The sequence below is a fragment of the Haloterrigena sp. H1 genome, from assembly GCF_005938085.1.
GTDB lineage: Archaea > Halobacteriota > Halobacteria > Halobacteriales > Natrialbaceae > Natrinema.
This window is the reverse complement of record NZ_SMZK01000001.1, coordinates 1,578,041-1,599,924: the sequence shown is the minus strand read 5'-3', so window position 1 is coordinate 1,599,924 and position 21,884 is coordinate 1,578,041. Positions and strand designations below refer to the sequence as shown.

Below are 21,884 nucleotides of genomic sequence, written 5' to 3'. Positions count from 1 at the left end.
CGTCGGGACCATCCAGGCATGAACGTCTCACACCCGCCCAAAGCGGGCGACGAGTACACGTTCGAACGGACGTTCGATCACGAGGACGTTCGTGAGTTCGGCGAGCTCTCGGGTGACCAGCAGCCGATCCACACCGAGCCCGACGAGCTGGGTCGGTTGACCGTCCAGGGGCTGCTCACCGCGACGCTGCCGACAAAGATCGGCGGCGACCTCCGCTATCTCGCACGGAGCATGACCTTCGAGTTCGTCCAGCCGGTCTATACCGGCGAGCGGATCACCTGTACGGTGCGTCTCGAGTCGGTGACCGACCGCGACGACTACTACGACGTGGAGAGTTCGGTGGTCTGTACCGACGAAAGCGGCGAGGTGGTGTTGCGTGGCGAGATCGACGGTCTCATTCCGATGGACGCCTTTTCTGAGGCGGCGTAGGCCACGCGGTTTGTCCCGCAGCAGCGAACAGGAACGGGAGCCAGCGGCATCGGAACGTTTAGCACTCGCAAAGCCCCAGGGAGAGACATGGGGCTGTTCGACGCGCTGTTTCGCTCGAGCGAGATCCTCGGTATCGCCGAGGAGACCCTCGAGTTCGCCCTCGAGTCCTCCGAGGAGACACACCCAAACGAGTACATGGGGTTTCTCCGGGGGACCGAGGCCGAGCGGCTGGATCTCGACCGGGACGGCTTGGTCATTACTGACATTCTCGTGGTGCCTGGAACCGAGACAAACAGCGTCAGCGCGACCGTCAAGACGAACCAGATCCCAAACGACGTGAAGGCGCTCGGAAGCATTCATTCCCATCCCAACGGCGTGATCAGCCCCAGCAACGCGGATCTGGATACGTTCGGCCGCGGGAGCGTCCACATCATTATCGGCGCGCCCTACCGCCGAACGGACTGGAAAGCCTTCGACTCGCAGGGCAAGCCGACCCAGTTGAACGTCCTCGATGTCGAGTTGCCCGAGACCGAGGAGTTCTTCGATTTCACGCAGGCGGACATCGACGAGGAACTGCGACGATGAAATTCTGTATGCTCGAGACGATGCCACCCCGACCGACGACGGAACCGAGAGTGAGACAGCCATGACGCGGACGGTTATCGCACAGGGGACATTCGATATCCTCCACCCTGGTCACGTCCACTACTTGGAGGAAGCAGCCGCGATGGGCGACGAACTGTACGTCATCGTCGCGCGCAAGGCCAACGTCGACCACAAGGCGAAACCCATCTGTCCCGCGACACAGCGACGCGACGTCGTCGGCGCACTCGAGGCCGTCGACGAGGCCATCCTCGGCCACGAGGAGGACATCTTCGTCCCGATCGAGGACCTCGACCCAGATGTGATCGCACTCGGTCACGACCAACACCACGACGACGAGGCGATCCGCTCGGAACTCGAAGCCCGCGGCATCGATTGCGAGGTTCGCAGGGCAAGCCCCGGCGATCCGACCGACGACGACCAGTTGCTCTCGACGCGACTGATCATCGACCGGATCCTCGAGCGACGGGGCTAGGATCGGGAGGGTCGTCTCGAGAAACGCCGGTCGCGGCCTTCTGTACGGGACTGCCAGCCATCGGGTCTGGCAGGTCTCTTCTACGTCAGTTTTGTAGGACGATCGGTGGCGGCAACCGGAGCGAATCGACGGTGTGTCCCGTTTCGACGAAGTGTTCGATCGCCTTCTCGGAGACCTCTTTTTCGGTGTAGCCGTCGGCAGTGCTTCGTTGCCAGTCGCACTCGAGACAGTACTTGAACATACATCGATCTACAAGAGAATCGTTCACATGGGCGGGAAAGCCCCGTGCAGGAAATCGAAAGGACCGGCACTGGCCGGGTCCCGAAACGGCAGACTTCGCTTGCGGCTGCCGACTAGTCGTCCTTGACGCCGGGGTTGGTCACCGCGCCGTTTTCGGCCGACCCGAAGTCGCGGCCGAATTTCGCTAAGACGCCGGTTTCGTAGTTGGGCTCGGGCTGGTCCCACTCCTCGCGGCGGGCCTCGAGTTCCTCGTCGGAGAGGTCGACCTCAAGGGTGCGATCTGCGATGTCGATCGTGATCACGTCGCCGTCCTCGATGAGACCGATCGGGCCGCCGACGAACGCCTCGGGGGCGACGTGGCCGATCGAGAACCCGCGCGTCGCGCCGGAGAAGCGCCCGTCAGTGATGAGCGCGACGTCTTCGGCGTGGCCCTGCCCGGCGACCGCGCTCGTGACGCCAAGCATCTCGCGCATTCCGGGGCCGCCCTGTGGGCCCTCGTTGCGGATGACGATCACGTCGCCGGTTTCGACGTGTCCCTCTTGGACGTACTGCATGGCATTTTCTTCGTCCTCGAAGACGCGAACGGGGCCTTCGTGGTGGAGGTCGTCGTCGCCAGTCACCTTGAGGACGGAGCCGCCGGGTGCGAGGTTGCCGGTCAGGATGCGGATGGCACCCTGCTCGTCTTTGGGCTCGTCGACGGTGTAGAGGAACTCGGCGTCGAGCTCGTCGATCGACGGCGGGTCGAGGCGCTCGAGTTCCTCGCCGATCGTGTTGCCCGTGACCGTCAGCGCATCGCCGTGGAGCAGATCGGCCTCGTAGAGGGCATTTAAGACGACCGGGACGCCACCGACCTCGTGGAGGTCTTGCATCACCCGCGTGCCGCCGGGCTGAAGGTTGGCGATCTTCGGGGTGCGCTGGCTGATCTCGTCGAATTCCTCGATCTCGAGGTCGACGCCGGCTTCGGCGGCCATCGCCAGCAGGTGGAGGACGGCGTTGGTCGAGCCGCCGATGGCGACCTGGAGCGCGATGGCGTTCTCGAAGGACTCCTTGCTGAGGAAATCGGAGGGTTTGCGCTGTTCTTCGACGACCTCGACGGCCAGTTCGCCGGCCTCGCGGGCGACGTCGTAGCGCGACTCGGCCTCGGCGGGCGGGCTGGCGCTGCCAAGCGGGGCAAAGCCGAGCGCTTCCGAGATCGAGGCCATCGTATTGGCGGTGAACATGCCACCACACGATCCCGCGCCGGGACAGGCGTGGCGCTCCATCTCGTCGAGTTCCTCGTTGGACATCTCGCCGTTGGCGACGGCTCCGACACCCTCGAAGACGTTCTGGACGGTGACCTCGCGGCCCTCGTGCTCGCCAGGCATGATCGACCCACCGTAGAGGAAGACACTGGGGAGGTCAGTCCGGATCGAGGCCATCATCATTCCGGGCATGTTCTTGTCACAGCCGCCGATGGTGACCAGTCCGTCCATGCGCTCGCCAAAGGAGACCAGTTCGACGGAGTCGGCGATCATCTCGCGGGAGATCAGCGAGGCTTTCATCCCCTCGGTCCCCATCGAGATCGCGTCCGAGATCGTGATCGTGCCGAACTCGATCGGCATCCCGCCGGCCTCGTCGATCCCGGTGAGCGCGGAGTCGGCGACATCGTCCAAGTGAACGTTACACGGCGTGATGTCCGCTGCCGGGTTCGGCACGCCGATCATCGGCGCGCCGAAGTCCTCGTCGTCGAATCCCATCGCACGGAACATCGCGCGGTGTGGGGCCTTCTCTGCACCCTCGGTCACCTCGCGGCTCCGTAACGCCTCGTCTTTGCCGTAGTCGAACTCGCTATCGCCGCTCATAGTCAGACCTTACGTTGAAAGGGCATAAGTCACCCCTTCTCGGTCAGCCCTTCCCGGGACAGCGGTTTGGCCGAACGCGTTCGGATCGAGACCCGGGGATGTCGTTCGTGGTGCCGATCCCCGCCGACCGGCAGGCGAGCCATCGTCAGATCGACAGCACTCGTTGCCACCGTCGAAACCCCCTTGCCGGGGGCCTCCATAGCCAGGAGCAAGATACTGATCATGACGACCGCGACCGTCAGCGTGGGCGCCCGACTCCACGTTGGCTTCCAGAACCTCTCGCTCGCCCGCGAGCGCCTCTATGGCGGCATCGGCGTCGGTCTCGAGGAGCCGCGGGTAACCGTCACCGCCGAACCGGCCACCGATATCAGGACCGATGACGCGCTGGTCGGCAGGTACGCACGTCGGGCCGTCGACGTTCTCGAGGTTCCCGGCGTCGCGGTCACGCTCGAGGAATCGCTGCCCCGCCACGTCGGCCTGGGCAGTGGCACCCAGCTGGCGCTGGCCGTGTTGACGGCGACGGCGCAGGCCCACGGTCTCGAGGCGTGCGTCCGCGAGCACGCCCCGGCGATGGGCCGGGGCGGCCGAAGCGGTGTCGGCGTCGCCACGTTCGAGGACGGCGGGTTCGTCGTCGACGCCGGTCACCCGACGAACCGGTTTACCACCGAGCCACCGGCCGAGGGCGACTGGACGGTCCCGCCGGTCGTCGCCCGTCACGACCTGCCCTCGGAGTGGCGTTTTCTCGTCGTCGTCCCCGATGCCGACCCCGGCCGAAGCGGCGACGACGAGGATGCGAGTATGCGTGCGGTCGTCGAGCGCGCCGACCCCGCTGTCGCCGACGAGATCGCCTGCGTCGTCATCCGAAAACTGCTCCCCGCTGCTGCCGCAGGCCGGCTCGAGGCCTTCGGCGAGGCGATCTCGGAAATCGGTCGCAAGAACGGCGTCTGGTATGCCGACGCGCAGGGCGGTGTCTTCCGACCGCCCGCGGGCGCGCTCGTCGAATCGCTCGAGGGCTGTCCGGTGCTGTCGGGCGTCGGCCAGTCGTCGTGGGGGCCAGTCGTCTACGGCGTTACCGACGTTGCCCACGCCGCAGAAGCCGAGGCCGCGGCGCGAGACGCACTGGCCGAGCGCGGACTCGAGGGACGAGTAATTCTCACAGAAGCGGCACGAACCGGGGCTCGCGTTCGGACGGTTGACAAACAGCAGTACAGCGATAGCGGCGTACAGTGAGACAGCCGCGAGCGAAGCCGTGCGCGGCGCTACGCGCCGCGGATAGTCGAGCGGCCGAAGGCCGTGAGACGGGCTGAGCGAGCGGGCCGACGACGGATGTGGAGTGACGCGAAGCGTCACGGAACGGACAGAGGAGGCTTTTGATCAACCTTTTACCGAGGGACATCGCGAGCGAGGCGCTGTGTGCCTCGCTCGCGATAGACTGCAGAGTAAAAGGTTGGCCCACAACTGGTAAACCGATTCGACCGAACGAATCCGTATGGAGCGGATGCCGCTTGGAATCTCGCGGCTCGATCGGATCATCGGCGGTGGCGCACCCGTTGGGAGCGTCGTCTTGCTTGCCGGCGAATCCGGGGCCGGCGCACGCGAGTTCTGCTACACCAGTGCCGCGATGAACGGCCTCGTCGAAACCGACGCCGACCTGTTTGACCTCTACTACGGCGACCTCGAGCCGGAAGTGACGGTCCCTGACGCCGTCCACTACGTGTCGTTTACGGACGAACGGCGTGCCATCGTCGACGAGATGGAAGTCGTCATGGACGAGGACCTGGTCGGGGCGGGGATGAACGACGTCTCCTTTGTCGAACTCGCCGAGGAGTACTTCCAGCTGACGCCGGTCCCTACCAACTGGTACGCTGACGGGATGGCCGACATCACCGAACTCGGCACGCACAACGAGCGTACCGACGTTCTCGAGGCGCTGGGGGAGTACCTAACCGATCACGCGACGGGCAATCTCGTCGTGATCGACTCGCTGACCGACCTCCTCGCCCTGGTTGACGACCGGCTCGATCTCTCGGATCTGATCGTCCTGTTGAAAGGGCTCAAACGGGCGTCACACCGCTGGGGCGGCGTGATCCTGTTGCTGATCAACTCGGACCCCCTCGAGCCGACCGATCTGGGGCGGCTCAAGGAGGCGACCGACGGCACGCTGCTGTTCGAGTGGGAGTCCGGCGGCTCCGAGCGGTCCCGGACCCTCGTCGTCGAGCAGTTTCGCGGCGTGCTCTCCCGGCTCGAGGACGAGAACATCGTCCGGTTCGAGACCGAGATTCATGACGGCGGCTTCGACATCAGTAACGTTCGAAAGATTCGATAGGCGTGACCCGCCGACTGCGAACAGCGATCGCAACCCGGCTGGCACAAATGCTTATGCGACTGATCTTCCTACGAGAACGCATGTCGGGCCAGAACCACGACGAGGGCGGCGTCTCGTTTGCACCGCCGGCCGCGGTCGACGACCGACTGACCGTCACAGTCACCGCCGCTCCGTCCGCGAACCGCACTGACGGTCGCAAAAACGCCGCGGAGCCGACAGCGTTCGGAGGCGACGATCGATGACCGACACCTCGAGTCACGACGATGATCACGACGATGACGAAGACCCAGCCGACGCGGACGGAACGGAACTCTCCCACGACGAAACTGAGGCCCTGATCGACGAGACCGAAGCGGACCCGAGCGATCGACCGACGCATGACGATTCGTTCGACCGACACGATAGCGACGAACTCGACGGCGACCGACTCTGGGCGCAACTCGAGACCGACGATTCCGACGCGCCCGAGACCGAGATTCCATACCGATCGGCCGACCGCGAGATCCGCGAGGTCGAGAAAGGGTCGTACTGTCACGGCTGTGAACACTTCGCCGACCCACCCGCTCTCGCGTGTACCCGCGATGGGTCCGAGATCCTCGCGGTTCCGTCGATGACGACGTTTCGGGTTGCAGATTGTCCGTTCGTCCTTGAGGACGAAGCACTCGAGCGTCCGGACTGAGACGGATCTGACGAAGTGGTGCGTTTTTGCGTGCCGAGTCCGTAGTCGACCGACATGCAATTCTGCGACGACTGCGGCTCGATGATGAAAGCCCAGGGCGACCGCATGGTCTGTACGAACGACGACTGTGGGGCCTCGAGCGAACGGGACCGCGAGCAGGAAGACGCGTTCGTCACGACCGAGTCCCAGACCGACGGCGACGTGATCGAATCCGACGAGAACGCGAACTTCGAGGGGAAACCGAAGGCGACCGACGTGATCTGCGACGAGTGTGGCAACGAGGAAGCGTGGTATACGCTCAAGCAGACCGCCTCGGCAGACGAGCCGCCGACGCGCTTTTTCAAGTGTACCGAGTGCGGGAAGAAGTGGCGCGGCTATAATTAACACTGGCTTTTCAGCAGCTTCGATTACTGGTGGCGATAGCAGATCGCTCGACGATCTGTTAGAGACACGGTACCAATACACAAGGAATAAGCAGTGGGTCTTCATACAGTGCGTATGGACGCGATAGATCGGCCGACGTTTGCGTCTGAAGCTAGCAGACGAATCTACGAATACGTCGAGCGACACGGGACCGTCGAACGCCACAAGCTCCGTGACGCCGTCTCGCTTCCGTCCGAGGAGTTTCGGGACCGACTCGAGGAGTTGAAAACGGACGGCTATCTCGAAGAGGAGGGTGGCACGCTCCGGATCGCACTCGAGTTCGGGGCAATCGAAAAGCACGACCTAGGCGAGTTCACCGTCACCGTCCGGCCAGCGCGCCAGCAGGACTTCGATGGTCTCATCGAGACCATCCGGGACGTCACCGCAGAGGAAACCTACGTCGTCGCCGAGACGATCGCCGAGCAGCTCCTGTACGACGACACCGTCAGCAGACACAACGCAGTGGAGTCCCGGGTATTCTTCGTCGCGACCGTCGACGGCGACGTCGTCGGCTGGACTCACCTCGATCTCCACCAGGTCGATCCGGTTCGCGAAGTCGCCCAGCAGACCGTCGGCGTCCGCAAAGCCTACCGGGGACATGGCATCGGGAGCACGCTCTTACAGCGGGGAATCGAGTGGGCCGAAGCCAACGGCTACCGCAAAGTCTACAACAGCGTGCCGGTCGTCAACGACGGCGCGCTCGAGTTCTTGACCGCACACGGGTGGAATACCGAGGCGATCCGCAAGGATCACTACACGATCGACGACGAGTACGTTGACGAAGTGATGATGGCCTACGAGGTGTAGTCGCCACCGTCGTGAACGGCCCCGTTCCCTACATTGGGGCGCAACGTTCACGTCTGTTCGCACGAATCGACGGGTAGGCGAATGTCCGATGGCCCGCGGTTGCCGGGCGTCGAACGCGAGGACGACGAGGACCGCATCGTCTGTCACGTCGACGCCGACTGCTTTTATGCCTCCTGTGAGCGACTGCGCGACCCCAAACTCTGCGGCGAGCCCCTCGTCGTCGGCATGGGCTACGAGGCCGGCGAGACCGTCGGTGCGGTCGCGACCGCCAGCTACGAGGCCCGCGAGTTCGGCGTCGAGAGCGCCCAGGCCATCTCGACGGCCCTCGAGCGACTGCCCAGACGCGCAGCGTACGAGGCCGGCGATTTAGACGACAGTGAACGCGACGAAACCGGCTACTACCGGCCCGTGGACATGGACTACTACGAGTCAGTCGCAGCCGACGTCCGCGAGATTCTCCATGACTGTGCCGACGTGGTCCGCGAGGTCAGCATCGACGAGGCCTACCTCGACGTGACCGACCGCACGGCCTGGGAGGTCGCGGACGGCTTCGCCCGCCACATCAAAGATCGCATCCGCCGCGAGGTCGGCGTCACCGTCAGCGTCGGCGTCGCCCCGACGATGAGCGCGGCCAAGATCGCCAGCGATTTCGACAAACCCGACGGGCTCACCGTCGTCCAGCCGGGCGAACTGCGAGACTTTCTCGAGCCGCTCGAGGTCGACTTGCTCCACGGCGTCGGCCCCGTGACCGCCCGCGAGCTTCGAGAGATGGGCCTCGAGACGGCAGGCGATGTCGCTGCGACCGATCCGGAGCCGCTGGCCGAGCGCTTCGGCGAGCGGGGCCGGGAGTTGTACGACCGTGCCCGCGGCGAGGACGACCGCCGCGTCGAGCCGAAAGGCGATCCCAAGAGCTTCTCCCGGGAGTCGGCGTTCGCCGAGCCGGTCGCGGAGCCGGGTCCGAAGTACGACCTGATCGAAACGCTCGCGGCGGCCGTCGCCGACCGTGCACAGCGGGAAGGTGCGCTCTACCGGACGATCGGCGTGAAAGCCGTCACGCCACCCTACGATGTCAACACGCGCGAGCGGTCGCTGCCCGGGCCGGTCGACGACCCCGACCTCGTCGACCGCATCGCGCACGATCTGTTCGCCGAGTTCAAGACCGAGCCCGTCCGCAAACTCGGCGTTCGGGTGGCCAACCTCGAGTTCGCGGCCACCGATCAGGCCAGTCTCGAGAGCTGGGAACGGAGTGAGGACGATTCCGATTCGACCGACGAGTCGTCGACGGTGAACCCGGCTGGCACCGATCCCACGACTGGGCAGTCGTCGTTGACCGATTTCTCGTAACCTATTCGGCCAATTACGCTTGTGGGGGAACCCCTCTCGAGTGACGAGGACAGGAATCTAAATCGGATCGAACATTGAAATTATAACCCCTCCCCGACAATCACGTGACAGACAACATCGTCTCCATGCTCACATGACAGAGGACTTCTACGACCTTCTCGAGATCCCGTCTGACGCCTCTCAGGACGAGATCAAAGACGCCTATCGTGAGCAGGTTCGGGTCTATCATCCCGATCTGAACGACGACGACCGTGCGCAGGCGCAGTTCACGGCGGTCAAAACCGCCTACGATATTCTCGGTGATCCGGTCGAACGACAGGCCTACGACCGACTCGGCCACGAAGAGTACGTCGCTAAACGGACCAGTGGCCTTCCGTCACCCGATGTCTGGACAAGCGACGACGGGGGCGACGAGGAGGCCGACGACACGGAACTGCGCTACTCGGAAGCCGAGACGCAATCGACCTCGTCGGCGACGGCTAGCTCTGCGACAGCCGGCTCCGCAACGGCCGGTTCGCGTACGACGGGTCGCTCGTCGACGACGGCCAGCGCTGGCACGGGTTCGACGGCAGGAACAGCGTCGGCCGGGACCACAAGCAAGTCCTCGAGCACGACGGGAACTGGAACCAGAAACGGAACAGCGACTGCCGGTGGCGGCGACACGGAAGCGGCTCGCGACACCGACCGGTCGGGCGAGACGAGCACACAGCCCGGATCACGAGCGGAGACGGTAATCGGCAATCCCGTCACTCGCTGGTGGCGTCGGCAGAACTTCTCGCTGCCGCTGCTCTGGCTGTCACTGCTCATTTACGTCGCCGGTCTCGCTCACGTTGCGGTCGCAAATGAGTCGCCGCTTGGATCGCTCTGGGCTGACCTGCGCGCAACTGGGGCGGACCCGGCTGGTATCTGGTCGCTGCTCTCGGAGAGTCGTCACGGACTCGAGACATCCATCGCCTTCGTCCAGCGCGTCGAGGTCGTGACGCCGCCGCTCGAACCGACGCTGTGGAACGCCACGTTAGCGGGTGTCGTCGCGCTTGCGCTGGGTACCCTGCTCGTGATGCGCGTGGTCCGTCGGGAGACGACGTGGAGTGCAGTGACGATCGACGAGACGATCATCGTCGCGCTCGCGCTGGGAACGACGACGATGCTGGTCGGCGGTCCACTGCTCGCGGGGGCAGTCCTCATGCCGTTGCTGTTCAGCGTGATCGTCCGCCACACGAGGCGGCTCCCAGGGTGGACACCGTCGTATCTGTACGTCGTGCCTGTGCTCGCTCCGGCCGCCGGATTCATCGCTACTGCAGCGGGTGTGGCCTCGCTGCCGGTCGACCTCGCTGCGTTCGTCCTCGTCCCGCTGCTTGGCGGGCTGGCGCTGCCTGTGCGGGCGACCGTTCTGAAATACATCGGCCGCTGAGACGAGCTGTGGTCACTGTGCTACGGCACCCGTGGCCCGTCGTGCGAGGTGCTGGCACTGACTGTCATCCGTCGGTATCCATTCGCAATCTCGAGCGACGCTCAGTGGTCGATATCGCCGGGCAGTCCCCCGTACCGAACGGTTGAAATGCGACAGGGGTCAATGGTTCGCATGGCCAAGTACTCGACCGGTTCGTCCGGCGGCGGTGGTGGGACGAACTGCGAACTCTGTGGTGCCGAGAGCGACTCGCTTCGGCTCGCGTCGGTCGCGGGAGCCGAACTCGAGGTCTGTCCGGACTGTGCACCACACGACGATTCGCAGACCCACGGCCGGGACCGGAACCGAAGTGGTGGAAACGCGGACGACGGCTCGAACGACGAGCCGAGTCGCAAACAGAAGGCAGCCCAGAACGTCGCGAAAGCGAATCCGGTCTGGGACGGTGACTCCGAACACTGGGAGAGCGAAGGGACGAATTACGACGACGACCCACTTCCGTACCTCGCTTCGGGCTACGGCGAGGTCGTCGTCGAGGCGCGCCGGGAGGCCGGCCTCCAGCGTGAAGAACTCGCCGAGGAACTCGGCGCGCCGGAGACGGACATCCTCGCAGTCGAACAGGGCCGTGCGACCCAGGCCGGCATCGGTGGCGGTCTGATCGAGGCGCTCGAGGAGCGACTCGACGTGACGCTGTCCGAGTAAGCACCGCTTTTCGGATTCGGAGATAGTTCTAGCGGGCAGACTTTTACTGGCGGCCGACAGACTGTGACCGATGACCGGGCAACGGGCGGCAGCGGAGCCGTACGCCACGCGGTTCGAGACGGAAGTGACGTCGATCGATGGCCGGCGCGTCTGGCTCGAGCGGAGCCACTTCTACGCAGCGAGCAGCGGGCAGCCGGCCGACCGCGGGACGGTCGCTGACATCGACGTCGTCGATGTCGAGCTAGTCGGCGGCGAATCGGTTCACGTGCTGGCCGAGGAGCCGTCGTTCAGGGTTGGCCACCGCGTACTGTGTTCGATCGACTGGGCGTTCCGCATGTACTGCATGCGGGCCCACACTGCCAGTCACGTCCTCATCGGGGCCACACGGCGGCTGGTTGCGGACGGCTCGTACGCCGGCCTCGAGATCGCCCCCGAGACGGTCCGCGTCGACCTCGAGACGGACGCGATCGTCGACGACGAGACGTTGATCGAGCTCGACGGGGCAGTCAACCGCGTGATCTGGGAGTCCCGACCGGTTTCGTGGGACGACATGCCGATCGCGGCGGCACGCGAGCGCGACGAGATCGCGTTCGACGCCTGTGCCGACGCTGGTGCCATCGAGAGCGGCCGAGTGCGTGTCGTTACGATCGAAGACGAACCCGACTCGCGGAACGAAACCCGCCTGTCCGGCCCGACCAGGCCGACGAACCCGTGGGACGTGACGGCCTGTGGGGGAACCCACGTCCGGAACACCCGCGAAATCGGCCCCGTCACCGTACTCGGCTGCTCGCGTCCCGCTGAGGGCGTGATCCGGATCGAATTCGCTGTTGGCCCGCAGGCGATCAGCCGTCGGCTCGCCGAGAAACGAGCCGCGTTCGCCGCGACATCGGCACTCGATGTCGATCTCGAGGCAGTCGGCGACGAACTCGAGCGCGTGTGAATGCGATAGCGTGAGAGGCGCGGCCTCGATTCGCTCGAGAGGAAGGTCACTCGAACCGGCTGTAACCGGTCGTCACTGTCAGCCCTCTTCACTACTGTGTTCCCAGAGGGTACACCAGTCTTCGACTGCGATGTAGCCTTCGACTTTCGCACAGGCACCCCACGTGTCCCCGTTCATATCCGGAATGAACTCCGCACAGTTCCCACAGGACTGGCCCGGGGGTGTTACTTCTTCTGCGATCGCCTCGACGGATTCCATCAAATTCACGTCCGCTTGCGTCTGTAGGGCGTCGGGATCGCGCTGCTCACCGGCCTGCGAGGTTGCATTTTGGTACTCGTCCGGAACCGGAGCGGTGGCTAATTCGTCTTCGGACAGCCCATCTGGAACCGACGGCTCGGGCAGTTCCTCGTAGATCGCACACCAATCCGCACCGTCGATATAGCCTTCGACCTCCGCACAGGCGCCGAACGTGTCACCGTTTTTGTCGGGGATGTAGTCGGCACAGTTCGCACAGCACATGCCCGGCTCGTGTGACGCGTGTTCGTCGGCCTCGTCGTACTCCGAGAAGCCGACGTCCGCTTTCGAGGTCAAGTCGTCAGGATCTCGCTCTTCCTCACCAAGTGACAGCGCCGTCCGGTATTCTTCCGGCACCGGGCCGCGTTCGAACTCCTCTTCTGAGACGCCCTCCGGGAGTTCTTCCTCTTCCGACTCTGGCGCTCCGCTTTCGTCTGCCCCGCCGTCACTGCCACCACCATTGCCTGTGTCATCGATGCACCCGCTCAACCACACGACCCCTGCGGTGCTGCCAGCAGTGGCAGCGAGATACGCCCGCCGGTTCCACTCGTCGATGTCGTCAGGCCACCGCCCAGATGTGTTATCACCCACCATAGTAATTCTATCTCTCCTGCGAGCATAAATGACAAGGGTACACACATCCGATTGTGACCTTCCGGTCGGCGTGTACCCGTGTTTCCCAGCAGTCGTTCACTGCTCGGCCACGTGTGGGTCACCTTGCTTACGGAGGGTGGAAACTATTACTATCTTAGGAGTGAACGATATCCCATGGGCATCGACTACTCACAGTTACGCGACCCGAACGCCGAGTACACGATGCGTGACCTCTCGGCGGAGACGATGAACGTCACGCGCGACCGCGGGGGTGGCCGCGACGTCGAGATCACGGACGTCCAGACGACGATGGTCGACGGCAACTTCCCGTGGACGCTCGTGCGGATCTACACCGATGCAGGCATCGTCGGCACCGGCGAGGCCTACTGGGGGGCCGGCGCGCCGGAACTGATCGAGCGAATGACCGCCTTCCTGCAGGGTGAGAACCCCCTCGACATCGATCGGCTGACCGAACACCTCGTCCAGAAGATGTCCGGCGAGGGCTCGATCGGGGGCGTCACGGTGACGGCGATTTCGGGCATCGAAGTCGCACTGCACGATCTAGCCGGAAAGATCCTCGAGGCCCCGGCCTACCAGCTCCTCGGCGGCAAGTATCGCGACGAGGTGCGGGTGTACTGCGACTGCCACACCGAGGAGGAAGCCGACCCGATCGCCTGCGCGGACGAGGCCGAACGCGTCGTCGAGGAGCTGGGTTACGACGCGCTGAAGTTCGACCTCGACGTGCCGAGCGGCCACGAGAAGGACCGCGCCAACCGCCACCTCCGGCCAGTCGAGATCGAACACAAGGCCTCGATCGTCGAGGCGGTCACCGAACGCGTCGGCCACCGGGCCGACGTGGCGTTCGACTGTCACTGGACGTTCTCGGCGGACAGTGCCAAACGGCTCGCAAAACGCTTGGAAGAGTACGACGTCTGGTGGCTCGAGGACCCGGTACCGCCGGAGAATCACGACGTGCAACGGGAGGTCACCCAATCGACGACGACGTCGATCGCCGTCGGCGAGAACGTCTACCGCACGCACGGCCAGCGCCGACTCATCGAGGACCAGGCCGTTGACATCATCGCGCCGGACATGCCAAAAGTCGGTGGAATGCGCGAGACCCGGAAGATCGCCGATTTGGCGGACCTCTACTACGTTCCGGTCGCGATGCACAACGTCGCCTCGCCGGTCGCGACGGTCGCCAGCGCCCACGTCGGTGCGGCGATCTCGAACGCGCTTGCGGTCGAGTACCACTCCTACGAACTCGGCTGGTGGGAGGAGTTGGTCGAGGAAGACATCATCGAGGACGGCTACATCGAGGTCCCCGAAGAACCCGGACTGGGCGTCACGCTCGATATGGACGCCGTCGAAGCGCACATGGTCGACGGCGAGGAGCTTTTCGACGAGGCGTAGCGCCTCGCCGCCGTCGCGAGCGCTGATCGACCCCGCGTCGGCGTCCCTACGCCGGATGAGTGTGCTGGTTGTTCCTTTATGCCGCTCGTCGGGGTCGCTATGGCCATGCCTTCGGAACAGCCAACCCGCAGACGAGCGCTGCGGACGATCGGGACGGCCGTGGCAGTCGGCGGACTTGGGGCGGGCTCGAGCGTCGCACAGGACGACCAAGACGGCGGCGACGGCGTCGACAGTCCGTACACGGCGGTGTATCGCGACACGATCGACTCCGTCGTCCTGGTTACGGTCACCGGTCCGCGCGGCGGTGGCGGCCTCGGTTCGGGGTTCGTCATCGACGAGCAACATGTTGTGACCAACGATCATGTCGTCTCGAACGCGACCGACGGCGGGGTCGAACTGCAGTTCAACACCGAAGCGTGGCGCACCGCGTCGATCGTCGGCACCGATCCCTACAGCGATCTCGCCGTCCTGCGTGTCGAAAACATGCCCGACGCCGCGTCCGAACTGTCGATCGTCGACCGCGAACCCGCCATCGGGCAGGAGGTACTCGCCCTCGGCAATCCGTTCGGCCTCGACGCCTCGATTTCCCAGGGGATCGTCAGCGGTGTCGATCGGGTCTTACCCAGCCCGTCCGGGTTCTCGATCCCGGCCGCGATCCAGACCGATGCGCCGGTCAATCCCGGCAACAGCGGCGGGCCGCTCGTGAGTCTCGAGCGGGAGGTGTTCGGGGTCGTCTTCGCCGGTGCCGGGCAGGCGATCGGCTTTGCGATCTCGCCGCGACTCGCCAATCGAGTGCTCCCCGCGCTCATCGAGGACGGCACGTACGAGCATCCTTACATGGGCGTCGCCGTCCAGCCCGTCGGGCCGGAGATCGCCGACGCAGTCGGCCTCGAGGAAGCCGCCGGCGTCCTCGTCGTGGAGGTCGTCCCGGACGCGCCCGCCGACGACGTCCTCGAACCGGCGACGCCCGACCAGCCCGGCAGCGGCGATGTGATCGTCGCGATCGACGGCGAGCAGGTTCAGAACCAGGCACAGCTGTTGTCGTACCTCGCACTCGAGACTGCGCCCGGCGACACGGTCGAACTCACGGTCGTTCGATCCGGTGAGGAACAGTCCGTGGAGGTGACACTCGAGTCGCGGCCGGAACCGCAACTGCCAGCGACACCGATCGGCCCCGGACGATGAATCGGTCCTGCGAACTGATCGCCGTCCGGATCGTGTCGTAGACGATCGACGGCGTCTCTCGAGTGTGTCCCAACGACGAATCGGTGTGACCGTCGGTATACGAGGCCGAGAGCAGCGTGTGTCATCTTCAGGCGGGGTATCACGTTGGCGTAGCCTTTTGCCGATCCGTCGCGTACCACGTGTGATGATACCACAACAACGCAGAAACGAATCGATCAGTGAACGGCAGGTCGCTGCAGATCTCAAGCGACTGAAACGACAGGTAGCGAAGACGGAAGCCGAACAACGCCGGCTGCGAAATACGATCCGGGGGCTGGCTCGCGAAACGGATGTCTCGCTTGGCTGTTCGTGTCCCCACTGTGAGCAGGCGTATATGCTCGTTCGAGACGGACTGATGTACTGTCCATCGTGTTCGAATCGACTCTCGGTGTAGTCGGGCAGCAGTCGAAACTGTTTGACTGTCATCTCGATCACCGCTAAAAACTATAGCACTCGTTGTGGGACAGGCACTGGAGGGAACCCATGCCTATTGACAACCTTGCACGGAGCGATGTCGTTACAGCGTCGACTGACGACTCTGTTCACGAACTCGCAGGGATGATGCACGACGAAGACGTCGGGAGTATCGTCATTACCGACGACGGGCCAGTTGGGATCGTCACCGATCGCGATCTGACGATGCAGGTACTCGCCGAGCAGGCAGATCCAGACGAGTTAGTGGCCGAAGACGTGATGTCGGACGGCCTTCAGACGATCGAGCACGACGCCGGATTTTACGAAGCCACCGAGCTGATGAGCGAACACAGTATCCGACGGCTTCCCGTGACGGATGCAGACGGTTCTCTAGAAGGGATCATCACAGCCGACGATCTCAACGAACTCCTCGCGGAGGAACAACAGGGGCTGGCGGAAGTCATCCGGGCACAACGGCCACCGTACTGACCGATCGCCCGGTTTCGGAGTCCAGCCGAACTCGCTTTCAGCCCACATCGTTGGCGTCGCAACGCCAACGATACGGGTCGTTACACTGTCGAAGCCGTCACGACCAACAGATGTCGACCCGTCCGGGCAAGCCAGACATCCGGAATGGACGATCTTCTAGACCTCTTCTGTTCGGAGATCGTGACGAACTCTTCGAGGGTCTCGTCGTCCGCGAGGGAAATCATACCCGTCACGACGGCAGTTCAGTCGATAGTCTGACTGACCGGATTCACAGTTCGCGGTCTCGAATCGCGTGCTCAGCCTCGCCGTGATCGATCACCCGTTCGAGGCCGACAGCAATCGCGTAGCCGCGATCTGCCGGGGACCTCGGAAGGACAGTGAGAACGTCGCCGTTAGTGTGTGAGTCGACTCGTAATACCCCTGGAGCAGGGCGAGTTCGTACCGACCGGTGAACAGCGCACGATCGTGGGGCTCGAGAGAACCGGCTGTCGATCGTGTCATTATCAGTGTGTATTCGGCGCTAAACAGTCACGTTTCGGTGATTTTTGTCTATACTATTGATAATTCTTTAGTTGATTTGGCGCATCCATCCGTGCAGGTGGCGGGGTTGTCAAATCAATCGTCATTGTCTCTTCCAGCCCAGGTGCTGGGAACGGTCGTTCTGTTCCTCTTTGCGATCCAGTTGCTTGGATCGGCGGTCGAGACGCTCTCACCGGTTCTCAAACGCCTTCTCGAGCAAATCATCGTCGGCGATCGCTCGGCGCTCGGCGTCAGTTGGATCGCATCATACGTGTTAGCAAACGGCTCGGTCGTCGCTGCCCTATCGCTTACGCTGTTCCGTTCGGAGCTCATCGTCTCGTCGCAGTTGTTTCTCATGGTCATCGGCTCACGACTCGGTGGGGCTGCGATCGTGCTCTTCATCGGGGCGTTCGATTATCTGAACGAAGAACTCGAGTCGGTGAGCGAGTCGGTGCGGCTCGGACTGCTGACGTTTTTGCTCACCTACTCAGTCTATCTGCCGGTGCTCGTGATCGGATACGTCTTGCTCCCCGTCGTCGAATCGTGGGGCGTCTCCAACCCCGTAATCGCCGGCGAGATAGGAATCGCCGATCGGCTGGTTCCTGAAACGGATGTGAACGTTCCGGATCTCGTCCCAGTATTCACTGAGGGAATCATCAGCGCTGTCGGAGCAGTCGTAGCGTTTCTCTTGGCGCTCGGGTTGATTTTCCTGAGCATGCGGCTCTTTGACCGCACCCTCGACGGCGTCGATAAACAGCGGCTCCGAGAACGGTATGTAAAACGATTGAACGACAAGTGGACCTCGTTCACGATTGGCCTTGTCTTCACCGGCCTCACCATGAGTGTTGCGTTCTCCCTCGGTGTGATCGTGCCACTCTACAATCGGGGACACATCAAGCGACACGAGATTATCCCGTACGTCCTGGGGGCAAATATCGGCACGCTGGTTGATACGCTCATTATTGCCGTTGCGCTGAACATTCCTGTCGGTGTAGTGACTGTCGCACTGTTGCTCGTTCTGGGATTTGTCATTTCCGTGCTCCCGTTGTTGTTCTACGACACGTACGTTACCACGATCTCCATCGTCTACGACAGAATTCTCAATAACGTCATCTACTTCATCATCTTTCTCCTCTCACTGGCGGTCGTTCCGGTGTTGCTCATCGTCCTCCGATGACCGTCATCAGGACACGAACAGACGTCTTGTCGCTATCTGCGTGCCGCGGTTGACTTCTAATGTGACTAGAAGAGAACCAATGGCGATACCGCCAACGAGAACGGACAGGTCCGTTTTGTGCATGTCTTTTGATAACAGACAACATTGCCCCACAGTATAGACTGTAATGAGGGATCGCGACCCGTGAACGTGTGGCCGGCCGGCTTTCTGCGTCTCGGGGCCACCGTCGAGTCACGCGGCCCGTACCGGTCGCAAGCGCGTTACAGCGGCCACCACGTGACGCCAACTCGAGACGATGCTGTCGCGACGCGGCGGGCCGTCACTATAAGCCTCGAGCCGTCGTGTCTGATGCTGTGACCAGCGCCGAGCCACCGCCGATCGAAACCGACGGGCTGACGAAGTACTACGGGGATGTCCGCGGGCTCGAGGACCTCTCGATCACCGTCGAACGCGGGGAGATCTTCGGGTTTCTCGGCCCGAACGGCGCGGGAAAGTCGACGGCGATTCGCGTCCTGCTCGGACTGTTGAACCCCACCGACGGCGAGGCCCACCTGCTTGGACACGACGTCACGGACCGAACCGAACTGCGCGAGGCGAAACGCCACCTCGGCTACCTCCCGAGCGACGTGACGTTCTACGACCGGGTGACGGGTGAGGCGGTCCTCGACTACTTCGGCCGGCTCCGTGGCGACCAGCGACGAGACGAACTACTCGAGCGGTTTCCCGTTCCCCTCGAGCGCAACGTCAAGGCCTACTCGAGCGGCAACAGGCAGAAACTCGCCATCGTCGCGACGTTCATGCACGATCCAGCGCTGGTTATCATGGACGAGCCCACGTCGGGGCTCGATCCGCTCGTCCAGAACGAGTTCTACGATCTACTCGATGAACGCCAGGAACAAGGTGGAACGAGCTTCTTTTCCTCGCACATCCTGAGCGAGGTCCGCCGCGTCTGCGATCGCGTCGGAATCATCAGGAAGGGGCGGCTGATCGAACTCGATACCGTCGACAACATCCTCGAAGCGGGTGGGACGGTCGTTACCGTTCGGCTGGCTGAGGATCCGCCGGTGTCGGAACTCGAGTTTCCGGGCACGGCACGCGTCGAACGACGGGACGGGACGTACCAGCTCGTTCTCGCACAGGGGTTCGACGCGCTGATCGACCGCTTACACGAGTACACCGTCCTCGATCTGACCGTCCGTGAGGCATCCATCGAGGACGTGTTCATGCATTTCTACGGCGAGTCCGACGAGGACGATCCAGAGCGCGAAGCGCAATCGGAGTCCGACAGTTGAGACGATCGATCACCGCCTGCGAAGCCACCAGATCGCCGCGAGCACGAACACGACCGCGACGGCAGCGAACGGAGCGACTGAGTCTACATCGGTCGGCTCGTCAGTGTCAGCGATCGTGACTTGCGCCGTCACTGGATCCGTACGAGTGCGATCCCCAGTCTCGGAGTTGTAGATGAGCGTGATCTCGACGCCGGTCGTCGTCTCGATCGCATCTGTGGACGACTCGAGGGCGAACCGAACCGTTTCCGACTCGCCGGCCTCGAGCCGTCCGATGTACGCCGTCGGCGACTCGCTCGAGAGCGGCGGTGTCACGTTCAGCGCGGCGACGACGTCGGTCACCGTCTCGGAGCCGTCGTTCGTCACCCGAACCCGATAGACACCAGACCCGTCGACCGGAATCCGGTCGCCGACCGGCGTGACATCGAACGAACGAGCATCGTCGACTGGGATCGGAACTGGCGAGGGACCGCCAGTCACGACTGTTTCGTCGGTGTCATCGTCATCGTCGTCGTCATCGTCGTTGTCGTCCTCGTCGATGGTGTACTGGACGGTTGCAAACACCGGATACTCCCCCGGTTCGACCTTGGCTGCACTGACGTCGATGGTGACGGTCTCGGTCTCGTCGTCGTCGAGTTCCTCGAGGGAGATCGACTGACTTGTCTGCGGTGCCGTCGGCGGGCCAAACGTCACCGTCCCTGTCGACTGTAACGTGACGACGACGTCTGTCACGTCCTCGTCGCCGTCGTTTGTCACCTCGAAGGTCATCGTCGTCGTCTCACCGGCACGGACGGACTCGTTCTCTGCGACGGCAACCGTGACGTTGTCGTCAGCCGGTCGTAGTACGGGGAGGCCTGCCGTCTCCGCCGTCGGTGGTCCCGTCTCCGAGGTGGCGATCGTCTCGTTACCTGCGGGTACAGGCGGTTCGGGTTGAGGGCGGACAGGGCGGCTGGTCGTCCCCTCGGCGGTGCCGTCTCCGTCGACCGTCGTGGCCGACTCGTTGCGCTCCGTGGCGTTGTCCGGCGCGCTGACTTGCGGCGTGACACTGCTGCCATCCGAGAGCGCAGCGACACTGCCGACGCCGCTGGCGACCACCACTGCGGCGAGCAAGAGGGCGACAGTGCGGCGCTGTCGCCATGTCGGCTCATACCTTCCAGTCATGTCTGGCGCACCCGCGACCCGTCATGTGGGTACGCCGGTACACAGTGGTAGCAGACTGCATCACGCTCCGCGCCCGTCATATCCGACCCGAAACGAGCGATTACAGAATAAACCACGAGGCCCGTTCCAGCCGCGAACGACAGACTTACTCGAGCGCTCGTCGGAAACAACGTGTTACGTCACGCCGTCTCGCCCGACAGTCCTGCACCTATAAGCCACTGTCACGCGTTGGGGCGCGACGGTTCGACGCCGTATGCTCGAGATGACATCCTTCGAGGCGGGTCGTCGGCTCCGCGGGTCGCTGTTACTCGCCGGTGCGCTGATCGCGTTGATCGTGCTTACGGTCGCGCTCTTTCCGTCGATCGAGGAGACGGGTGTCGATTTCGACGCCTATCTCGAGTCGTTGCCACCCGAGGCAACGCGGGCGTTCGTGGGGAGTGTGACGACGCTGACGACGATCGAGGGCTATCTCGTCTCACAGCTCTATCAGTTCGGCTGGGTGTTGTTGCTCGCGATTTATTATGCGTACGCCGCCGCATCGACGGTCGCCGGTGAGATCGAACGCGGCACGGTAGAAGTGATGCTGTCGTTGCCGATCTCGCGTACGCGGTTCGTCGTCGCGAAGTTTCTGTCACTCGTGCCGGGACTGGTCCTGGTCAACGCGATCACCTTCCTGGCGATCTATCTCGGCGTGGAACTCGTCGGCGAATCGGTGTCCGTGAGCCGGCTGTTTGCCGTCCACGCGTACTCCATCGCGTACTTACTCGCCTGTGCCGGCGTCGGACTGGTCGCCTCGGTCGCGTTCGATTCCGTTCGCCGGGCACAGACCGTGGGTGCCGGGGCGGTCTTCGGGCTGTTCTTGCTCGATACGTTTACGTTCGACACCGAGTACGAGTGGCTCGGCGACCTTGCCTTCTCACGCTACTTCGATCCGGGCGCGATTCTCGTCGACGGCGAGATTGTGTGGCCGGATCTGTCACTCCTCGCGATCGCTATCGTCGTCCTCGTCGTCGTGAGTAGCGAATTCTTCGAGCGGCGCGATCTCTCCGGCTGACAGACCACCTCCGGCGACCCGGAATACTCTTTTGACACTGGG

27 protein-coding genes are annotated in these 21,884 nt (G+C 63.5%); 20 read left to right on the top strand and 7 right to left on the bottom strand.

Annotated elements, in window-relative coordinates; translation table 11 throughout:
* The first annotated feature begins 18 nt into the window (after positions 1–18).
* From E2L06_RS08095 to E2L06_RS08085, 3 genes are all read left to right on the top strand, one after another.
* On the top strand, positions 19–429 hold the full coding sequence (locus E2L06_RS08095) for a MaoC/PaaZ C-terminal domain-containing protein (RefSeq protein ID WP_138782518.1): 411 nt from the start codon (positions 19–21) through the stop codon (positions 427–429).
* A gap of 87 nt (positions 430–516) precedes the next feature.
* The gene (locus E2L06_RS08090) at positions 517–1,014 is read left to right on the top strand and encodes a Mov34/MPN/PAD-1 family protein (protein WP_138780331.1); all 498 of its coding nucleotides are present in this window, start codon (positions 517–519) and stop codon (positions 1,012–1,014) included.
* A 61-nt stretch (positions 1,015–1,075) separates the two neighbouring features.
* Positions 1,076–1,507, top strand: a complete 432-nt coding sequence (locus tag E2L06_RS08085; RefSeq protein ID WP_138780329.1) for an adenylyltransferase/cytidyltransferase family protein — start codon at positions 1,076–1,078, stop codon at positions 1,505–1,507.
* 85 nt (positions 1,508–1,592) lie between these two features.
* Here E2L06_RS08085 and E2L06_RS21805 read toward each other — a convergent pair whose 3' ends face one another.
* From E2L06_RS21805 to E2L06_RS08075, 3 genes are all read right to left on the bottom strand, one after another.
* Positions 1,593–1,748: a hypothetical protein gene (locus tag E2L06_RS21805; protein WP_171052327.1), complete on the bottom strand. Its 156-nt coding sequence runs from the start codon at positions 1,746–1,748 to the stop codon at positions 1,593–1,595.
* 112 nt (positions 1,749–1,860) lie between these two features.
* Complete coding sequence (ilvD, locus tag E2L06_RS08080; protein WP_138780327.1) at positions 1,861–3,588, bottom strand: dihydroxy-acid dehydratase; 1,728 nt, start codon at positions 3,586–3,588, stop codon at positions 1,861–1,863.
* Between the two features lie 29 nt (positions 3,589–3,617).
* Positions 3,618–3,812, bottom strand: a complete 195-nt coding sequence (locus tag E2L06_RS08075) for a hypothetical protein (protein ID WP_138780326.1) — start codon at positions 3,810–3,812, stop codon at positions 3,618–3,620.
* Between E2L06_RS08075 and E2L06_RS08070 the strand changes: the two genes are divergently transcribed.
* The 10 genes from E2L06_RS08070 to E2L06_RS08030 all read left to right on the top strand — a co-directional run bounded on the left by E2L06_RS08070 (position 3,811) and on the right by E2L06_RS08030 (position 12,214).
* Positions 3,811–4,818, top strand: coding sequence for a beta-ribofuranosylaminobenzene 5'-phosphate synthase family protein (locus E2L06_RS08070; RefSeq protein WP_138780324.1), 1,008 nt, complete (start codon positions 3,811–3,813; stop codon positions 4,816–4,818). The two genes, E2L06_RS08075 and E2L06_RS08070, sit on opposite strands and share 2 nt — an antisense overlap.
* A 259-nt stretch (positions 4,819–5,077) precedes the next feature.
* Entirely contained in the window at positions 5,078–5,914 is an 837-nt protein-coding gene (locus E2L06_RS08065; protein WP_138780322.1) for an HTR-like protein, read from the top strand.
* Between the two features lie 80 nt (positions 5,915–5,994).
* The gene (locus E2L06_RS21800; protein ID WP_171052326.1) at positions 5,995–6,156 is read left to right on the top strand and encodes a hypothetical protein; all 162 of its coding nucleotides are present in this window, start codon (positions 5,995–5,997) and stop codon (positions 6,154–6,156) included.
* On the top strand, positions 6,153–6,593 hold the full coding sequence (locus tag E2L06_RS08060) for a hypothetical protein (protein WP_138780320.1): 441 nt from the start codon (positions 6,153–6,155) through the stop codon (positions 6,591–6,593). Before E2L06_RS21800 ends, E2L06_RS08060 begins: the two co-directional genes overlap by 4 nt.
* 54 nt (positions 6,594–6,647) lie before the next feature.
* Positions 6,648–6,977: a transcription factor S gene (locus tag E2L06_RS08055; RefSeq protein WP_138780318.1), complete on the top strand. Its 330-nt coding sequence runs from the start codon at positions 6,648–6,650 to the stop codon at positions 6,975–6,977.
* Positions 6,978–7,091: 114 nt separating this feature from the next.
* Positions 7,092–7,823: a GNAT family N-acetyltransferase gene (locus tag E2L06_RS08050; RefSeq protein ID WP_138780316.1), complete on the top strand. Its 732-nt coding sequence runs from the start codon at positions 7,092–7,094 to the stop codon at positions 7,821–7,823.
* 81 nt (positions 7,824–7,904) lie between these two features.
* Positions 7,905–9,167, top strand: a complete 1,263-nt coding sequence (gene dinB, locus E2L06_RS08045) for a DNA polymerase IV (protein WP_138780314.1) — start codon at positions 7,905–7,907, stop codon at positions 9,165–9,167.
* A 133-nt stretch (positions 9,168–9,300) separates the two neighbouring features.
* The gene (locus E2L06_RS08040) at positions 9,301–10,578 is read left to right on the top strand and encodes a J domain-containing protein (protein WP_138780312.1); all 1,278 of its coding nucleotides are present in this window, start codon (positions 9,301–9,303) and stop codon (positions 10,576–10,578) included.
* Positions 10,579–10,749: 171 nt separating this feature from the next.
* Positions 10,750–11,274, top strand: coding sequence for a multiprotein-bridging factor 1 family protein (locus E2L06_RS08035; protein WP_138780310.1), 525 nt, complete (start codon positions 10,750–10,752; stop codon positions 11,272–11,274).
* Between the two features lie 70 nt (positions 11,275–11,344).
* A complete protein-coding gene (locus E2L06_RS08030) occupies positions 11,345–12,214 on the top strand; it encodes an alanyl-tRNA editing protein (protein WP_138780308.1) in 870 nt (289 codons plus the stop codon).
* Between the two features lie 78 nt (positions 12,215–12,292).
* On the opposite strand, the gene E2L06_RS08025 is transcribed toward E2L06_RS08030, so the two are convergent.
* Positions 12,293–13,102, bottom strand: coding sequence for a high-potential iron-sulfur protein (locus E2L06_RS08025; RefSeq protein WP_138780306.1), 810 nt, complete (start codon positions 13,100–13,102; stop codon positions 12,293–12,295).
* A 174-nt stretch (positions 13,103–13,276) separates the two neighbouring features.
* Here E2L06_RS08025 and E2L06_RS08020 point away from each other — a divergent pair, with 174 nt between their 5' ends.
* The 4 genes from E2L06_RS08020 (at position 13,277) to E2L06_RS08005 (ending at position 16,642) form a co-directional block, all read left to right on the top strand.
* Positions 13,277–14,515, top strand: coding sequence for a mandelate racemase/muconate lactonizing enzyme family protein (locus E2L06_RS08020; protein ID WP_138780303.1), 1,239 nt, complete (start codon positions 13,277–13,279; stop codon positions 14,513–14,515).
* A 105-nt stretch (positions 14,516–14,620) separates the two neighbouring features.
* Positions 14,621–15,700 (top strand): S1C family serine protease, encoded by a 1,080-nt coding sequence (locus tag E2L06_RS08015; protein WP_138780301.1) that lies wholly within the window; start codon positions 14,621–14,623, stop codon positions 15,698–15,700.
* Between the two features lie 184 nt (positions 15,701–15,884).
* Positions 15,885–16,133, top strand: coding sequence for a hypothetical protein (locus E2L06_RS08010; RefSeq protein ID WP_138780299.1), 249 nt, complete (start codon positions 15,885–15,887; stop codon positions 16,131–16,133).
* A gap of 89 nt (positions 16,134–16,222) precedes the next feature.
* Positions 16,223–16,642, top strand: coding sequence for a CBS domain-containing protein (locus E2L06_RS08005; protein ID WP_138780297.1), 420 nt, complete (start codon positions 16,223–16,225; stop codon positions 16,640–16,642).
* Between the two features lie 80 nt (positions 16,643–16,722).
* Here E2L06_RS08005 and E2L06_RS21795 read toward each other — a convergent pair whose 3' ends face one another.
* Positions 16,723–16,866, bottom strand: coding sequence for a hypothetical protein (locus E2L06_RS21795; RefSeq protein ID WP_171052325.1), 144 nt, complete (start codon positions 16,864–16,866; stop codon positions 16,723–16,725).
* Between the two features lie 91 nt (positions 16,867–16,957).
* Positions 16,958–17,143 carry a hypothetical protein gene (locus E2L06_RS08000; protein ID WP_138780295.1) on the bottom strand — a complete coding sequence of 62 codons (186 nt, stop codon included), beginning with the start codon at positions 17,141–17,143 and terminating at the stop codon, positions 16,958–16,960.
* 124 nt (positions 17,144–17,267) lie between these two features.
* Between E2L06_RS08000 and E2L06_RS07995 the strand changes: the two genes are divergently transcribed.
* Both E2L06_RS07995 and E2L06_RS07990 read left to right on the top strand, forming a co-directional pair.
* A complete protein-coding gene (locus E2L06_RS07995) occupies positions 17,268–18,338 on the top strand; it encodes a sodium:phosphate symporter (protein ID WP_249361386.1) in 1,071 nt (356 codons plus the stop codon).
* Positions 18,339–18,691: 353 nt separating this feature from the next.
* The gene (locus E2L06_RS07990; protein WP_138780293.1) at positions 18,692–19,630 is read left to right on the top strand and encodes an ABC transporter ATP-binding protein; all 939 of its coding nucleotides are present in this window, start codon (positions 18,692–18,694) and stop codon (positions 19,628–19,630) included.
* Positions 19,631–19,639: 9 nt separating this feature from the next.
* Here the strand turns inward: E2L06_RS07990 and E2L06_RS07985 are convergent, their stop codons facing one another.
* Positions 19,640–20,788, bottom strand: a complete 1,149-nt coding sequence (locus E2L06_RS07985) for a COG1361 S-layer family protein (protein ID WP_138780291.1) — start codon at positions 20,786–20,788, stop codon at positions 19,640–19,642.
* A 253-nt stretch (positions 20,789–21,041) separates the two neighbouring features.
* Here E2L06_RS07985 and E2L06_RS07980 point away from each other — a divergent pair, with 253 nt between their 5' ends.
* Complete coding sequence (locus E2L06_RS07980) at positions 21,042–21,842, top strand: ABC transporter permease (RefSeq protein WP_138780289.1); 801 nt, start codon at positions 21,042–21,044, stop codon at positions 21,840–21,842.
* Positions 21,843–21,884: the final 42 nt, after the last annotated feature.

Coding starts and splice junctions, on each gene's coding strand:
- E2L06_RS08095 (WP_138782518.1), top strand. CDS start 19: ATGAACGTCTCACACCCGCCCAAAGCGGGCGACGAGTACACGTTCGAA.
- E2L06_RS08090 (WP_138780331.1), top strand. CDS start 517: ATGGGGCTGTTCGACGCGCTGTTTCGCTCGAGCGAGATCCTCGGTATC.
- E2L06_RS08085 (WP_138780329.1), top strand. CDS start 1,076: ATGACGCGGACGGTTATCGCACAGGGGACATTCGATATCCTCCACCCT.
- E2L06_RS21805 (WP_171052327.1), bottom strand. CDS start 1,748: ATGTTCAAGTACTGTCTCGAGTGCGACTGGCAACGAAGCACTGCCGAC.
- ilvD (WP_138780327.1), bottom strand. CDS start 3,588: ATGAGCGGCGATAGCGAGTTCGACTACGGCAAAGACGAGGCGTTACGG.
- E2L06_RS08070 (WP_138780324.1), top strand. CDS start 3,811: ATGACGACCGCGACCGTCAGCGTGGGCGCCCGACTCCACGTTGGCTTC.
- E2L06_RS08075 (WP_138780326.1), bottom strand. CDS start 3,812: ATGATCAGTATCTTGCTCCTGGCTATGGAGGCCCCCGGCAAGGGGGTT.
- E2L06_RS08065 (WP_138780322.1), top strand. CDS start 5,078: ATGGAGCGGATGCCGCTTGGAATCTCGCGGCTCGATCGGATCATCGGC.
- E2L06_RS21800 (WP_171052326.1), top strand. CDS start 5,995: ATGTCGGGCCAGAACCACGACGAGGGCGGCGTCTCGTTTGCACCGCCG.
- E2L06_RS08060 (WP_138780320.1), top strand. CDS start 6,153: ATGACCGACACCTCGAGTCACGACGATGATCACGACGATGACGAAGAC.
- E2L06_RS08055 (WP_138780318.1), top strand. CDS start 6,648: ATGCAATTCTGCGACGACTGCGGCTCGATGATGAAAGCCCAGGGCGAC.
- E2L06_RS08050 (WP_138780316.1), top strand. CDS start 7,092: ATGGACGCGATAGATCGGCCGACGTTTGCGTCTGAAGCTAGCAGACGA.
- dinB (WP_138780314.1), top strand. CDS start 7,905: ATGTCCGATGGCCCGCGGTTGCCGGGCGTCGAACGCGAGGACGACGAG.
- E2L06_RS08040 (WP_138780312.1), top strand. CDS start 9,301: ATGACAGAGGACTTCTACGACCTTCTCGAGATCCCGTCTGACGCCTCT.
- E2L06_RS08035 (WP_138780310.1), top strand. CDS start 10,750: ATGGCCAAGTACTCGACCGGTTCGTCCGGCGGCGGTGGTGGGACGAAC.
- E2L06_RS08030 (WP_138780308.1), top strand. CDS start 11,345: ATGACCGGGCAACGGGCGGCAGCGGAGCCGTACGCCACGCGGTTCGAG.
- E2L06_RS08025 (WP_138780306.1), bottom strand. CDS start 13,102: ATGGTGGGTGATAACACATCTGGGCGGTGGCCTGACGACATCGACGAG.
- E2L06_RS08020 (WP_138780303.1), top strand. CDS start 13,277: ATGGGCATCGACTACTCACAGTTACGCGACCCGAACGCCGAGTACACG.
- E2L06_RS08015 (WP_138780301.1), top strand. CDS start 14,621: ATGCCTTCGGAACAGCCAACCCGCAGACGAGCGCTGCGGACGATCGGG.
- E2L06_RS08010 (WP_138780299.1), top strand. CDS start 15,885: ATGATACCACAACAACGCAGAAACGAATCGATCAGTGAACGGCAGGTC.
- E2L06_RS08005 (WP_138780297.1), top strand. CDS start 16,223: ATGCCTATTGACAACCTTGCACGGAGCGATGTCGTTACAGCGTCGACT.
- E2L06_RS21795 (WP_171052325.1), bottom strand. CDS start 16,866: ATGATTTCCCTCGCGGACGACGAGACCCTCGAAGAGTTCGTCACGATC.
- E2L06_RS08000 (WP_138780295.1), bottom strand. CDS start 17,143: ATGACACGATCGACAGCCGGTTCTCTCGAGCCCCACGATCGTGCGCTG.
- E2L06_RS07985 (WP_138780291.1), bottom strand. CDS start 20,788: ATGACTGGAAGGTATGAGCCGACATGGCGACAGCGCCGCACTGTCGCC.
- E2L06_RS07980 (WP_138780289.1), top strand. CDS start 21,042: ATGCTCGAGATGACATCCTTCGAGGCGGGTCGTCGGCTCCGCGGGTCG.